The following is a 14,885-nucleotide window of genomic DNA, read 5'->3' as shown; positions in this document are numbered from 1 at the left end:
CATGCCCCCTAGACTGCAGGGGCGTTTTGGGAGTCGCTGAATGGATCTGGGTCAATCGAACCGACCAGCCTTGCTGGAGCGGGTTGCTGCACTGATGACGGAAGATGCAGGCTTTGCCCGCTTCTTCAAGGCGGCGATCCTGGCGACGGATGGCGATGACCTGGCAAGACAGGCGCCGGACCGGTTCGAAGCGATCCTGCGGCAATCGTACCAGCACCTGCTGGCCTACAAGGGCGACCGCAGCCAGATCGTGGCGCGCCCGCCGGAGCGGGCCGGTGAGCCGCTGGTGCTCGATATCGTTTCCCCCGACATGCCCTTCATCGTCGACAGCGCGCTGGCCGCGGTGCGGGCGGCGGGCGGCACAGTGCAGCTCTTCACCCATCCCGTGGTGCGAGACGGCGGCGGACGGCCGCTGAGCGTGTTGCATATCCACAGCGACCCGGTCGCCGATGTCGCGGCGCTGACCGCCGAGATCGAGGCAACCATGGCCGAGGTGACCCGGGCCGTGCACGACTGGGAACCGATGCTGATGCGGATGCGGGCGACGATCGCCGCACTGCAGAAATCGCCGTCACCGCAGAAGGAAGAGCCGCTGCGGTTTCTCGACTGGCTGACGGAGAACAATTTCACCTTCCTGGGTATGCGGGACTATCGCATTGCCGCGGGCGGACTGGAGCCGGTGGAGGGCAGCGGGCTGGGCATATTGCGCGACCCGGACCTCAAGGTGCTGCGCAGCGGCCCGACCTTTGTGGAATCGACGCCACAGCACGCCGCCTTCATGGCGTCGGACGAACCGCTGCTGGTGACCAAGGCCAATGTGCGGGCGCGGGTGCACCGGCGCGTGCACATGGACTATGTGGGCATCAAGACCTATTCCGATGGCAAGGCGACGGGCGAGTTGCGCATCGTGGGCCTGTTCACGGCGCAGGCGCTGGTGACGCCGCATACGGATGTACCGATCATCCGGCGCAAGATTGCCGAGGTGATGCGCAAATCGGGGGTTGATCCGCTGGGGCATGACGGGCGCACCCTGCTGAGCGCGCTGGACAGCCATCCGCGCGATGAACTGTTCCAGATCAGCGTCGAGCAATTGTTCGAATTCGCCACCGCCATTGCGGCGCTGTTCGACCGGCCGCGCGTGCGCGTGCTGCCGCGCATCGACCGCTTCGACAATTTCGTCTCGGTGCTCGTCTATGTGCCACGCGACCGCTATGACGGGGAAGCGCGGGCCCGGATCGCGCGCTATCTGGCGCAGGTCTATGACGGGCGGGTTTCGGCCTATTATCCGCATTTCCCTGAAGGCGAGCTGGTGCGGCTGCATGTGATCATCGGCCGGGTATCGGGGCCGACGCCGCAGCCGAGCCGAAGCGAGCTGGAGGCGCGCGTCGATTCGCTGACCTCCAATTTCGGCGACGTGCTGGCCGCGACGGCAAGCGACCCAGCGATCATCAGCGACTATCGCGGGGCCTTTTCTGCAGCCTATCAGTCGCGCCATTCGGCGGCCGATGCGCTGGCCGACATCGACGTCATGCGCGGGCTGGGCGATGGCTCGGGCGTGGCGATCCGCCTCAAGACACGCGAGGGCACCGACGGCTCGCTTGGTCTGAAATTCTACCATCGCGGCAGCGCCATTCCGCTGAGCGACCGGGTGCCCATGCTGGAGGCCTTCGGCTTCCGGGTGATCGACGAGCGCACCTATACGATCGTGCCACGCGACGGCGTGGAGCGGTATCTGCACGACATGGTGCTGGAGCCAGCCGATGGCGGGGCCTTCGACGTTGCGGCCCTAGGGCCGGCGGTGGAAGAGGGACTGCTGGCGGTGTGGGACGGGCTGGCGGAGAGCGACCAGCTCAATGCGCTGGTGACACGAACCGGGCTGGGCTGGACCGATGCGGCATTGCTGCGGGCGCTGTCGCGCTATCTGCGACAGATCGGGACCTCCTATTCGCAGCGCTATATCGCCAATGTGCTGGTGAAGCAGACCGAGGCGGCGACAGGGCTGGTGGGCCTGTTCAACGCCCTGCACGACCCGCGGCAGCAGGACCGCGAGGTCAGCGCCGAGGCGGCGCGGCAGCGCATTTCGGCGGCGCTGGATGCCATGGCCTCGCTCGACGAGGACACGATCGTGCGCCGCTTCGTCAACCTGGTGGAGGCATCGGTGCGCACCAATGCCTTCCAACGCGACGCGCAGGGCAAAAGGATGCCGGCACTGGCGATCAAGTTCGACAGCGGGCTGGTCGAGGGCATGGCGGCGCCGCGGCCCTATCGCGAAATCTCGGTCTATTCGCCGCGTGTCGAGGGCGTGCATCTGCGCTTTGGCGCCATTGCGCGCGGCGGCATCCGCTGGTCGGACCGGCCGGAGGACTTCCGCACCGAAGTGCTGGGCCTGGTCAAGGCGCAGCAGGTCAAGAATGCGGTGATCGTGCCGGTGGGCGCCAAGGGCGGCTTCGTGCCCAAGCGGCTGGTGCCCGGCATGGCGCGCGAAGCGTTCCAGGCCGAGGGCGTGGCGGCCTATTCAATCTTTATCGGGGCGCTGCTCGATGTGACCGACAACCTGGTCGAGGGCGCCGTGGTGCCGCCGCAGGATGTGGTGCGGCGGGACGGGAACGACCCCTATCTCGTGGTGGCGGCGGACAAGGGCACGGCGAGCTTTTCGGACACGGCCAATGCCATTGCCACAGGACGTGGCTTCTGGCTGGGCGATGCCTTTGCCTCGGGCGGCTCGGCCGGCTACGACCACAAGGAAATGGGCATTACGGCGCGTGGCGGCTGGGAAACGGTGAAGCGGCATTTCCGCGAGATGAACCGCGATATCCAGCGCGAACCGTTTACCGTGGCCGGCGTGGGCGACATGAGCGGCGACGTGTTCGGCAATGGCATGCTGCTGTCGCCGGCCATCCGGCTGGTGGCGGCGTTCGACCATCGCGACATCTTCATCGACCCCAATCCCGACCCGGCGACCAGCTTTGCCGAGCGGCAGCGGCTGTTCGCCCTGCCCCGCTCGAGCTGGCAGGACTATGACAAGGGGCTGGTTTCGACGGGTGGCGGCGTGTTTCCGCGGAGCCTCAAATCCATCCCGCTGACGGCGGAAATGCAGACGGCGCTGGGCCTGGTGGCCAGCCAGGCGACGCCGGGCGAGGTGATGTCGGCCATTCTCAAGGCGGAGGTGGACCTGCTGTGGTTCGGCGGGATCGGCACCTATGTGCGAAGCAGCGCCGAGACCGATGCCGAGGTGGGCGACCGGGCCAATGACGGCATCCGCATCACCGGCAATGACCTGCGCGCCAAGGTGGTCGGCGAAGGGGCCAATCTGGGCGTGACGCAGCGCGGGCGCGTGGAATATGCACTCAAGGGCGGGCGGATCAATACCGACGCCATCGACAATTCGGCGGGCGTCAATTCGAGCGATCTCGAGGTCAATATCAAGATCGCGCTGGCGCCGCTGATGGCCAATGGTTCGCTCGGCCTCGCGGAGCGCAATGCGTTTCTCGTGACCATGACAGATGAAGTGGCGGCGCTGTGCCTGCGCAACAACTACCTGCAGGGGCTGGCGCTGTCGCTGGCGGAGCGGGCGGGCACGGGCGAACTGCCCGACCATCGCGAGCTGATCGAGCGGCTGGAGGCGCGCGGATTGCTGGACCGGGCGGTGGAGTTCCTGCCGTCGGATGCGGTGATGGATGCGCGGGCGCTGACGGGCAAGGGGCTGGTGCGGCCGGAACTGGCGGTGATCCTGGCCTATGCCAAGCTGACGCTTTATGCGGACCTGCTGGAGGGCGTTTCGATCGACGACGCGTACCTGGCGGGGGAGCTCTACCGCTATTTCCCCGAGACGCTGCATGGCGCCTATCCGGACGCGGTGGCCCAGCACCGGCTGAAGCGCGAGGTGATCGCGACGGTGTTGGCCAATGCCATGATCAACCGGGGAGGCCCGGCCTTTGTGAGCGAATTGCGGGCCGCGACCAGCGCCAGCCCGGGCGAAGTGGCGCTGGCCTATGCCGGGACGCGCGACGCCTATGGGCTGACGGGGCTCAATGCCGCCATCGATGCGTTGGATGGCGTGGTGGCGGGCGATGTGCAGCTGGGGCTTTATGGCGCGGTGATGGACCTGCTGCGGCAGGAGAGCCTGTGGTTCCTGCGCAATGCGGATGTAACGCAGGGACTGGCCGGGCTGGTGGCGCGGCATGGCGCGGGCGTCGCGGCGCTGCGGGACATGCTGGGGACGACCCTGCCCGCCTCGCTGGCGGAGAGCATTGCGACCAGGACTGCGCAATTGGTGGCGCAGGACGTGCCGGAGGCGACGGCGCGGGCCATCGCGGAACTGCCGGTGCTGAGCTATGCCAGCGACATTGTGCTGGTCAGCGAGCGGGCGGGCGTTTCGGTAGCGGATGGCGCGGCGGCGTTTTTCGGGGTGTTCGCGGCATTCCGGCTGTGGCCGGTGATCGAGCAGGGACGGGCCATCGCGCTCAACGACCGGTTCGACCGCATGGCGCTGGACCGGGCGCTGGCCAACCTGATGCGTGCCCAGCGCGACCTAACGGCCGATGTGCTCAAGGCCGAAGGCGGGCTGGCTGGCTGGTCGGCGCAGCAGAAGCCGGGGATCGCGCGTACCGCCGCGGCGGTGGCCGAGCTAACGCAGGGCGAACTCACCGTATCGCGGCTGTCGGTGGCGGCGGGTCTTCTGGCGGATCTGGCGCGCGAGGTGTGACGCCCATCCGAAAGTCTGCCTTGTCTCGGGGCCTCACTCTGGGAGAGTGAGTACCCCTGCCCTGATGATGCCATGGAGCCCATGATGACCACTCTTGCCGAATGGCTTGCCGTTCAATCCGTCGATAGCGGCCTTGCCTCGGTGGTGGCCAGCATGGCCGCGGCCAGCGTCGATATCGCGGCGATTCTGCGGACGGCGCCGGTTGCCGGACAGGTGGGGCTGGTCGGGCGCGTCAACGTGCAGGGCGAGGAGCAAAAGCAGCTCGACATCATCTCAAACGACATTGTCGTCAAATACCTGGAGCAGAATCCGCAGGTTTCGATTCTGGTGTCGGAAGAGCTGGATGAACCACTTCAGCTGCAGAATCAGGGGCGCTATGTGGTGGCGACCGATCCGCTGGACGGGTCTTCAAATCTCGACGTAAACGTCACCGTGGGCACGATTTTTGCCATTCTGGATGCCGCGGGAGGCCTGCTGCAGAAGGGGACTGCGCAGCTGGCGGCGGGCTATGTCGCCTATGGTCCGGCGACGAGCCTGGTGCTGAGTTTTGGCCCGGGCGTGGTGGTGTTCACGCTCGATGCCGACGGGCGTTATGTGCTGACCGATGGCCATGTGCAGGTGCCCCAGGCCTCTGCGGAATATGCGATCAACACGGCGCGCGAGCGCTTCTGGGATGACGCCACCAAGGGCTATGTGGCCGAGAATGTGGCTGGGGAAACCGGGGCTTCGGGCAAGCGGCACAATATGCGCTGGGTGGGCTCGATGGTGGCCGATGTGCACCGCATCCTGATGCGCGGCGGCATCTTTCTCTATCCGCTGGACAGCGAGACGGTCAGCAAGGGCGGGCGGCTGCGCCTGCTCTACGAGGCCAACCCGATGGCATTCCTGGTCGAGGCGGCGGGTGGCAAGGCGACGACCGGGCGGCAACGGCTGCTCGATGTGATGCCGACCGCGATCCACCAGCGGGTGCCGGTGATCCTGGGCTCGGCGGAGGAAGTGGCGCGGGTCGAGGCCTGGTACGCCAAGGGGTAGGTTGCCCTCGTCCTCTCAGGAAGACCCCGCTGCCATTCGGGCGCAGCCCTCATGGCCTTCTCAGCTAAAATCGCTCCACAGGAGCGATTTTGCCTTTGGCCGCTTCGAAGATTTGCAACGTTCTTTTTGTCTGGGTATAGCTCTGGCCAGATGAGGAGCCATCATGACCGACGCGCAGACGACACTGTCCCAGACCAATTCGAGCCCATGGCCGAACCGGCCGTTTCACCGGCAGTATCTGATGCGGCAGGCCAATAACCTGTTCGACTTCTTCCAGGCGCCGTCGATCAATCGCAAGGGCGGGTTCTTCGAGCTCAATGACGATGGCTCGGCGATCGACGCGGCCAATTCGACGCGGCAGATCCACGGCACGGCGCGCATGGTGCACTGCTTCACCATTGGCAGCCTGATTGGCCGGCCGGGATCGGACGAGATCGTCGACCATGGCATGCGCTATCTCTGGGAGCAGCATCGCGACCAGCGCCATGGCGGCTATGTCTGGTCGCTGGACGACAATGGACCCAAGGATGCCAGCAAGCAGGCCTACGGGCATGCCTTCGTCATGCTGGCAGCATCAAGCGCCAAGCTGCTTGGCCATCCGCTGGCCGACAGGATGGTGGCGGACGTCACCGAAGTGATCGAGCGCCGCTTCTGGGACGACAAGGTCGGCGCGGTGCGCGAGGAATTTGCCAATGACTGGTCGGGCGCGACCCGCTATCGCGGGCAGAACTCGAACATGCACCTGACCGAGGCGCTGATGGCGGCGTTCGAGGCGACGGGTGACAAGGCCTATCTCACCAAGGCCGAGCGCATTGCCGAGCTGATCATCGCCAAGCATGCCGTGCCGCTGGGGCACCGGGTGGCCGAGCATTTCGACGAGAACTGGGTGCTCGACAAGAATTACCAGGGTTCGGAAATGTTCCGCCCATCGGGCGCGACGCCGGGGCATTGGCTGGAATGGTCGCGGCTGCTGTACCAGCTGTGGGTGCTGGGCGAGAAGCGCCTGTCGTGGATGACGGGGGCGGCGCGCGAGCTGTTCCGCCAGTCGGCCGAGCTGGGCTGGGACCAGACCCATGGCGGGTTCTTCTATACGCTGGATTGGGACAACAAGCCGATCATGCGCGAGAAGCTGTGGTGGCCGGTGAGCGAGGCGATTGGCGCCGCGGCCTATATTTCGGCCTATGACACGACGCATGACTATTTCCAGATCTGGTATCGCAAGCTCTGGGACTATGCCGAGAACCACGTGATCGACCATAAGCGCGGCGGCTGGCTCAGCGAGCTCAAGGAAGACCTGACGCCGACCTCGCGGCTGTTCGTGGGCAAGCCGGATATCTATCACGCGCTGCAGGCCTGCCTCATTCCGCTCTATCCGGCGACCGGGAGCCTCACCAAGGCGATCATCGAGGCGGACCACACGGTCAAGCGGGGGCACTAGTCTGACTGTTGCCAGCGGCGCGGGGCGCGCGTACATCAGCGCGGCTTATTGAGAGACCAAAAGCCATGTCGCGTCCCGACCGCCTGCCCGCCCAATTGCCGCGCGTCCTGGTCGAGCGCGCGGTTGCCGCTGCGCTGGAAGAAGATCTGGGGCTGGCCGGCGACCTGACCAGCCAGGCGACGCTGGTGCCGGAGGCGCGCGCCACGGCAAGCCTTTCCACGCGGGAAGCGGGTGTCATTGCCGGGCTGGACCTGGCGGCGGCGGCGTTTCGCCTCGTGGGCGACGGCGTGACCTTCGCGGCCAAGGTGGCCGATGGCGACCGGGTGGCGGCGGGGGATCTCGTGGCAACGGTCAGCGGCCCTGCCCGGCTGGTGATGTCGGGCGAACGCGTGGCGCTGAATTTCCTGAACCATATGAGCGGCATAGCCACGCTGACGCGGCGCTATGCCGATGCGGTGGAAGGGACCGGCGCGCAAATCTGCGACACGCGCAAGACGACGCCGGGCATGCGGGCCTTCCAGAAATATGCGGTGCGCTGTGGCGGCGGCGCCAACCATCGCTACAGCCTGAGCGACGCCATCCTGATCAAGGACAACCATATCGCCGTGGCGGGCAGCGTGACCGCGGCCTACCGGGCGGCGGAGGCCTTTGCCGGTCATCTGGTGGCCATCGAGATCGAGGTGCAAAACCTTGCCGAGCTGGAAGAAGCGCTGGCTGCGGGCGCGCGCGTGGTGCTGCTCGACAATATGGACAATGACCTGCTGCGTCAGGCCGTGGCCATCAATGCCGGCCGCGCCAAGCTGGAAGCCTCGGGCGGGGTCAAGCTGGACCGGGTGCGCTCGATAGGCGAGACGGGCGTGGACTATATCTCCACCAGCCAGATCACCATGGCGGCGTCGCCGCTCGATCTCGGGCTCGATGTCGAGATCGGTCGCTGACCATGGCCGCGACGATGCAAGCGCCGACCGATCAAAGCCTCACCTCTCTTGTCCTCGATGCAGCGATTGCCGCTTCGCGGCTGATCATGGCGGTTTATGCGCGGCCGATCACCGCCATCACCAAGGCAGATGGCTCGCCGGTGACCGAGGCTGACGCGGCGGCCGAGGCGGTGATCCTCGACTATCTCAGACCAACGGGCATTCCCGTGCTGGGCGAAGAAAGCGTGGCAGCCGGAATTATCCCGACGCTGGGCGAGCGCTATTTCGTGGTCGATCCGCTGGATGGCACCAAGGAATTCATCAAGCGCAACGGCGAGTTCACGGTGAATATTGCGCTGGTGGAGCATGGCGTGCCGGTGCTGGGCGTGGTGCTGGCGCCGGCAACGGGCGAGACCTTTATCGGCGATGCGTCGGGCGCCTGGTTCTGCAGTACGCAGGACGGCATAGCCACGGAGCGCCAACGCATGGCGGTTGCTTCGGCCAGCCGGCCGCGCATCGTGGCGAGCCGTTCGCACGGGCATGCCGCGTTGGCGGCGCTGTGCGAGACCCTCGATGTCGAGGCCGATGTATCGGTGGGATCGTCGCTGAAATTCTGCCTGCTGGCCCGCGGCGACGCCCAGCTCTACCCGCGGTTCACGCCAACCTGCGAATGGGACACTGCGGCGGGACAGGCGGTGCTGGAAGCAGCAGGCGGCGCCGTGGTGACGCTGGATGGAGCGCGCATGCGCTATGGCAAGCACGACCTGGCTTTCCTCAATCCCTATTTCGTCGCCGCCTCGAGCGAGGCGCTGGCCCGCCAGGCCGCCGCGGAAATGACGCGCCTGCTGGCCTGAACAGCAGCCATGCAATCTGATCTTAACTGGTCTGCCTGATCAGGTAGTTGTCACAACTTGCGCTATTTTCGCCGTGGATATAAAGAACCGGCATATATCGGCCCAGCATAGGTCGTCGGAACAAGCGCATGAATGTCAGAACTCTTTGCCTGTCCATCCTCTATGAGGGGGAAGCAACCGGATATGAAATCCGGCGGCTTTGCGTTGAAGGCGAATGCTCGTACTTCGTGGAAGCGAGCTTCGGCTCCATCTACCCCGCGCTCGCCAAGCTGGAAGACGAAAAGCTCGTCACCAGCCGCACCGAGCAGCAGGCCGGCAAGCCGGCCAAGAAAGTCTATTCCATCACCGAGGCGGGCCGGAATGCCTTTGCCGAGGAACTTGGCGCACCCCTGGGTGACGACGTGTTCCGCAGCCCATTCCTGCTGTTTGCCCGCTTCGCGCATATCCTGCCGCGCGACCTTGTAGAGACGCGGGCCAACGAATTCTTGCAGAGGACCATAGATGGTCACCGCAAGCTAGAAGAAGCCTTTGAAGAACGCGGCAGCAATGCAGCGGATACATGGGTCATCAATTACGGACGTGCGATAATGGAGGTTGCGGAACAGCATCTGCGCTCCCATATGCACGAACTGATCACATTAGCGCGAGCCGAGCCAAAGAAAGACGCGGCTGAGTAAAGGGGCGATTTCTCAATGCGTGCACTGTATTCCTACGGCGTTGCGTTTCTGATCCTGGTCGTGGCGGGGGCATGGTTTGTCACCGGAACGCTGGTCATGGGCGGCAACGGACCCGGCAATGGTGAGCGTCCGCTCATCTCGGTGATCGAGGGCGAAGAACATGGGCCCCTCGCGACCCAGCTGGAAGATGCGGGCGTCCTGGCCCAGCATTCCACCGAACATGCTGTCGATCCGCACCTGACCATTGCCCAGCGCAACGAGCTGGAAAGCGGTGGCAGCACCGCGCTGCAGTCGGTGCGCACCTCGACCTATGTCGCGCAGCCCTGGAGCATCGAAGTGCCGCTGCGCGGTCGCACGCAGGCCAAGGCCTCAGTGGGCGCCGTGGCCGAGACGGCCGGCATTGTGGACGATGTGCATGTGAGCAAGGGACAGAAGGTGGCCGTGGGCGACCTGCTCTGCACGCTCGACCAGGGCACGCGCGCCGCTGCGGTGGCGCAGGCCAAGGCCGGCATCGAGCAGGCCAATGCCGGTCTGGCGCAGGCCCAGTCGGACTTCGACACCAATGCCGAACTGCGGGCCAAGGGGCTGGCGGCGCCGAACACCGCCCGCCAGCTGGAAGTTGCGCTGAGCGCTGCGAAGGCCTCTGTCAGCGCCGCCCAGGCCGCGCTCGACAATGCGCAGGCTGAACTCGACCGAACCGTCATCCACGCCAAGGTGGCCGGCGTCGTGCAGGACCCGCTGGCCGTGGCCGGCGCGATGCTTGCGATGGGCCAGCCCTGCGCGACTATCGTGCAGCTGGACCCGATGGTGTTTATCGGCCAGGTGCCGGAAGCCCGGATCGGACTTGCCAAGCTGGGCCTTGCCGCCAACGTCAAGACCATCACCGATCAGCAGGTGGAAGGCAAAGTGACCTATATCTCGGCCACCGCCGATGCGGCCACCCGCTCCTTCCCCGTGGAAATCGAGCTGCCCAACCCTGATGGGTCCATTCGCGACGGCATCACCGCCACCGCCACCGTCACCATGGGCACGGCTCCCGCGCACCTACTGCCACAATCTGTCCTGACGCTGAGCGATGATGGCGTGCTGGGGGTCAGCAGCGTTGTCGATGGCACGGTGAAATTCCTCCCCGTTACCATCGCCAGCGACACGCGCGAAGGCGTGTGGGTGCTCGGCCTGCCGCCATCGGTCGACATCATCACCGTCGGCCAGGAATATGTCGTCGACGGCCAGGCTGTCGAAGCAACCAATGTCGCCGCCAAAGCCAATTCCGTAACCGCGAGCTGAAGCCATGCTGGACCTCATCGAACGCATCCTGAGGATGCCGCGCGTCGTTCTGACCGTCATGGTGCTGCTGCTGGGCGCGGGCTTTGCAGCCTACAATTCGCTGCCGAAGGAAAGCTTCCCGGCAATCGATATTCCCTACTTCTACATCTCGGTCAGCCAGACCGGGGTGTCGCCACGTGACGCCGAACAGTTGCTGGCCAAGCCGATCGAGGACCGGATCAAGGAAATCGACGGGCTGGAGAACTATACCTCCACCTCAACGACGGGACACGCCTCGGTGTTCCTCGAATTCAACGTCAATGCCGACAAGGACACCGCACTCTCCGATATACGGGCGGCGATGGACGGCGTGACGTCGGAATTGCCCGACGATGCCAACGAGCCGACGGTGACGGAAATCTCCTTCACTGACATGCCGACCATTTCGGTGGCCGTCTATGGCTCGGTGCCGGAGCGTGAGCTGGTGAACCGCGCCAAGGACCTGCAGGACGAACTGGAGGCCATGGGCGACGTGCAGAGCGTGACCCTCAGCGGATCGCGCGACGAAGTGCTCGAGATCACCATCGACCTCGAGCGGCTCGAAGCCTATGACCTGACCGCCGCGCAGCTGTTCGATGCCCTCGCCCGCAACAATATGGTGGTTGCCGGCGGCACGTTGGACAGCGGCCAGGGCTCGTTCAACGTCGAAGTGCCGGGCCTGATCAAGAATGCGCAGGACGTGTTCACGCTGCCGCTCAAGACCTCGGGCGACACGGTGGTGACGTTTGGCGATGTCGCCAGCATTACCCGTACCTTCGAAGACGCGACCCAGTATGCCCATGTGAACGGCCAGCCGGCCATCACGCTGGGCGTGATCAAGAAGCTGGGCACCAACGTCATCACCATTTCCGACGACGTGCGGCGCGTGACCGAAGAGTTCACCGCCAACTGGCCGCAGGGCATCGAAACCTCGTTCCTGATCGACCAGGCCGACTCCACCAAGGGGCTGTTCCGGTCGCTGGAAGCCGCGGTGATGACCGCCGTGGCGCTGGTGCTGATCACCTGTATCGCGACGCTGGGCGTCCGCCCGGCCATCATGATCGGCATGTCGATCCCGATCTCGTTCATGATCGCCTTCCTCGTCGTGCAGATGATGGGCATGACCATCAACATGATGATCATGTTCGGCCTGGTGATCGCAGTGGGCGTGCTGGTGGACGACCCCATCGTGGTGGTCGAATATGCCGAGCGCAAGCTCATGGAAGGCGTTTCCAAGAAGGAAGCGTTCATCCTGGCGGCGCGCAAGATGTTCGTGCCGGTGGTTGCGGCGACCTTCACGACGCTGGGGGCATTCATTCCGCTGCTGTTCTGGCCGGGCATTATCGGCAAGTTCATGAGCTACTTGCCGATCATCGTGATCGTGGTCATGATCGCCTCGCTCGTCTCCGCGCTCATCTTCATGCCGATCATCGGCGCCTTCATCGCCTCCACCCATGTGGACCCCAAGGCCAAGGAAGCGGCCGACGTGGTGATGTATGCCGACAAGTTCGACCCCAAGAAGGTCGGCGGGGTGACCGGCGTCTATGTGCGGACCATGCAGCACCTGATCCAGCAGCCGATCCTGACGCTGGGCGTCGGGTTCGGATTGGTGGTGCTGATGTTTGCCGCCTATATCATGAACCCCACCGGCACCGAGGCCTTCCCGGCATCCGAGCCCGAATTCGGCACGGTCAACGTCATCACGCGCGGCAATTATTCGCCGATCGAGATCCGCGACATGCTGGTCGAGGTCGAAAACGAAATCCTGCAGGTCGAAGGCATCCAGGACGTCATCATGAGCTTTGGTGGCGGTGGCGATGCGATGAGCTCGGGCGGTCCGCCGGACACGATCGGCTCGTTCAACCTTCAGCTGCTGCCTTACAATGAGCGCGTCAAGGCCGCGGAAATCTTCCAGGATATCCGCGACCGGGTGGCCCATATTTCCGGCCTCGACGTCCAGATCGCCGCGCAGGAAAACGGCCCGCCGGCCGGCAAGGCGATCAACCTTCGCGTCGAAGGCACGATCTATGACGACATCGCTCCGGCGGTGGCCAAGCTGCGCGACTATATCGAGAACGAGCTGGGCGACACGATCGACATCGAGGACGGACGCCCTGCCCCGGGCATCGACTGGCAGATCACCATCGATCGCGAGGCCGCGGCCAAGTATGGCATCGGCGTGCGCGAGCTGAGCCCCTATGTGCAGCTGGTGACGTCGGGCGTGAAGCTTGGCAGCTACCGGCCGGACGATGGCGGCGACGAGCTCGACATCCGCGTTCGCCTGCCGGAAGACGAGCGCACCTTCGACGCGCTCGACAGCCTGCGCATCGTGACCGCCCAGGGCCTGGTTCCCGTCTCGAACTTCATCGAGCGCACCGCCGTGCCCAAGGTGGCCAATATCTCGCGCCGCAATGGCGTCTATGCGATGAGCGTGGCTGCCAACCTGAGCCCGACCAACGCGGCCGGCGAAGCGGTAACCTCCGATGCCAAGATCGAACAGATCAAGGCATGGCAGGCGACCCAGGAATGGCCGGCCAGTGTCGAAATCGTCTATGGCGGTGCGGCCGAGCAGGTCGATGACACCAATGCCTTCATCATCTCGGCGCTGTTCGCGGCCCTGGCGCTGATCGCCATGATCCTGCTGATCGAGTATAACAGCTTCTACCAGGTGATCGTGACGCTGATGACCGTGCTGATGTCGATTGCCGGCGTCTTGCTGGGCATGGTGGTCACCGGGATGAGCTTCTCGGCGATCATGACGGGCCTGGGCATCGTGGCGCTGGCCGGCATCGTGGTGAAGAACGGCATCGTGCTGATCGACACCTACAACCACTATCACCGCGACGAGCATGTCGACCCGGTCAAGGCGATGCTGATCACCATCAGCCAGCGCGTTCGTCCGGTGCTGCTGACCGCCACGGTGACGTCGCTGGGCGTGATCCCGATGGCGTTGAATGTCGAGTTCGACTTCATCCGCCGCGAAATCGTGGTGGGCGGCATTGCCGGCTCGTGGTTCATCCATCTCAGCGCCGCGCTGGTCTCGGGCCTGTTCGTCTCCACCGCGCTGACGCTGGTCATGGTGCCGGTCATGGTGGTGGCGCCGACCGTGCTGGGCGGGCAGATCAAGTGGGTCGGCCGCCAGTTCGTACGGCTTGCACAGTTCGCTACCGGCCGCGGCCGGACGGTGGCGGCAGCACCCGCGGGCTTTGACGGCATGGCGGTGGAAATCCCCGCTGATGCCGACGGCAGCAAGCGCTATATCGTCAGCCCCGATGCGGGACTGGTGGAAAAGGAAAAGAACGGCGTGACCGTGGTCAGCCGGCCCGAAGCTGCCGAGTAGGCGATACGAAATGAGAAGAGGCCCGCAGCGATGCGGGCCTTTTTTGTTGGGGCGCTCTTCCGGATTTGGCAGCCGCCCATTGAACAGAGCCTAAGCCGTAAACGCGTGGAGCCGCCACTCATCGCCCTCAAAGGCGATATCCCGTGAGCGGGGAGCGTAAGGCGCCAGAGTGTTATCCCAGAAGGCGCCGGCGGGCGCGTTTGCCTGGGGCACGGCAATGTGCCAGTCGCCCGGATGCTCCCGCATTGCTGCAGCAACCGCGGCCCGCCCTGCCCCGCGCCGCCGATAGGCCTTGAGAATAAAGAACTCGGCCATGAACCAGCAGGGCTTCGTGCCGGTCAGCGGACATTCCTCAATGACAAGGGCGAAGCCGGCGATCTCGTCGCCGGCATGAATCAGGTAGGGAAAGCGCCAGAAGCGCTCGAGGAAATCATAGCCGAAGCGGCCGTCGGCGCCGACCGGGAACGGCATGGTCTCGGTCATGTCGTAGAGATAGAGCTGGATCAGGTTGGCGATGACCGGCTTCTGTTCGGGTCCGGCGGCGACAAGACGAATCTCTGGCTGGGTCATGCGGCCAGAATAGCCAATTCGGCCTGTCGGGACAGCACATGGCACCC

9 protein-coding genes are annotated in these 14,885 nt (G+C 64.9%); 8 read left to right on the top strand and 1 reads right to left on the bottom strand.

Annotated features, from left to right (window positions below):
* Positions 1-94: 94 nt before the first annotated feature.
* From ACLI1C_RS06990 to ACLI1C_RS06955, 8 genes are all read left to right on the top strand, one after another.
* The gene (locus ACLI1C_RS06990; protein WP_411396160.1) at positions 95-4,705 is read left to right on the top strand and encodes an NAD-glutamate dehydrogenase; all 4,611 of its coding nucleotides are present in this window, start codon (positions 95-97) and stop codon (positions 4,703-4,705) included.
* Between the two features lie 81 nt (positions 4,706-4,786).
* Positions 4,787-5,737, top strand: coding sequence for a class 1 fructose-bisphosphatase (locus ACLI1C_RS06985; RefSeq protein ID WP_411396159.1), 951 nt, complete (start codon positions 4,787-4,789; stop codon positions 5,735-5,737).
* 163 nt (positions 5,738-5,900) lie between these two features.
* Positions 5,901-7,175, top strand: coding sequence for an AGE family epimerase/isomerase (locus ACLI1C_RS06980; RefSeq protein ID WP_411396158.1), 1,275 nt, complete (start codon positions 5,901-5,903; stop codon positions 7,173-7,175).
* Between the two features lie 65 nt (positions 7,176-7,240).
* Positions 7,241-8,113: a carboxylating nicotinate-nucleotide diphosphorylase gene (gene nadC / locus ACLI1C_RS06975; protein WP_411396157.1), complete on the top strand. Its 873-nt coding sequence runs from the start codon at positions 7,241-7,243 to the stop codon at positions 8,111-8,113.
* Entirely contained in the window at positions 8,110-8,946 is an 837-nt protein-coding gene (gene cysQ / locus ACLI1C_RS06970) for a 3'(2'),5'-bisphosphate nucleotidase CysQ (RefSeq protein WP_411398246.1), read from the top strand. Before nadC ends, cysQ begins: the two co-directional genes overlap by 4 nt.
* Before the next feature lie 128 nt (positions 8,947-9,074).
* Positions 9,075-9,623 (top strand): helix-turn-helix transcriptional regulator, encoded by a 549-nt coding sequence (locus tag ACLI1C_RS06965; protein WP_411396156.1) that lies wholly within the window; start codon positions 9,075-9,077, stop codon positions 9,621-9,623.
* A gap of 15 nt (positions 9,624-9,638) precedes the next feature.
* Positions 9,639-10,910, top strand: coding sequence for an efflux RND transporter periplasmic adaptor subunit (locus tag ACLI1C_RS06960; RefSeq protein WP_411396155.1), 1,272 nt, complete (start codon positions 9,639-9,641; stop codon positions 10,908-10,910).
* 4 nt (positions 10,911-10,914) lie between these two features.
* A complete protein-coding gene (locus ACLI1C_RS06955; protein ID WP_411396154.1) occupies positions 10,915-14,268 on the top strand; it encodes an efflux RND transporter permease subunit in 3,354 nt (1,117 codons plus the stop codon).
* A gap of 90 nt (positions 14,269-14,358) precedes the next feature.
* Here the strand turns inward: ACLI1C_RS06955 and ACLI1C_RS06950 are convergent, their stop codons facing one another.
* Positions 14,359-14,838 carry a GNAT family N-acetyltransferase gene (locus ACLI1C_RS06950; RefSeq protein WP_411396153.1) on the bottom strand — a complete coding sequence of 160 codons (480 nt, stop codon included), beginning with the start codon at positions 14,836-14,838 and terminating at the stop codon, positions 14,359-14,361.
* Positions 14,839-14,885: the final 47 nt, after the last annotated feature.

It is taken from the genome of Devosia sp. XGJD_8 (assembly GCF_046614475.1).
In the GTDB taxonomy this organism is placed as follows: Bacteria; Pseudomonadota; Alphaproteobacteria; order Rhizobiales; family Devosiaceae; genus Devosia.
The sequence above is the reverse complement of the archived record's forward strand: the minus strand, read 5'-3'. Positions and strand labels throughout refer to the sequence as shown.

What these genes read in the sequence shown, in the direction of transcription:
- ACLI1C_RS06990 (WP_411396160.1), top strand. Translation starts at nt 95, where the DNA reads ATGACGGAAGATGCAGGCTTTGCCCGCTTCTTCAAGGCGGCGATCCTG.
- ACLI1C_RS06985 (WP_411396159.1), top strand. Translation starts at nt 4,787, where the DNA reads ATGATGACCACTCTTGCCGAATGGCTTGCCGTTCAATCCGTCGATAGC.
- ACLI1C_RS06980 (WP_411396158.1), top strand. Translation starts at nt 5,901, where the DNA reads ATGACCGACGCGCAGACGACACTGTCCCAGACCAATTCGAGCCCATGG.
- nadC (WP_411396157.1), top strand. Translation starts at nt 7,241, where the DNA reads ATGTCGCGTCCCGACCGCCTGCCCGCCCAATTGCCGCGCGTCCTGGTC.
- ACLI1C_RS06965 (WP_411396156.1), top strand. Translation starts at nt 9,075, where the DNA reads ATGAATGTCAGAACTCTTTGCCTGTCCATCCTCTATGAGGGGGAAGCA.
- ACLI1C_RS06960 (WP_411396155.1), top strand. Translation starts at nt 9,639, where the DNA reads ATGCGTGCACTGTATTCCTACGGCGTTGCGTTTCTGATCCTGGTCGTG.
- ACLI1C_RS06955 (WP_411396154.1), top strand. Translation starts at nt 10,915, where the DNA reads ATGCTGGACCTCATCGAACGCATCCTGAGGATGCCGCGCGTCGTTCTG.
- ACLI1C_RS06950 (WP_411396153.1), bottom strand. Translation starts at nt 14,838, where the DNA reads ATGACCCAGCCAGAGATTCGTCTTGTCGCCGCCGGACCCGAACAGAAG.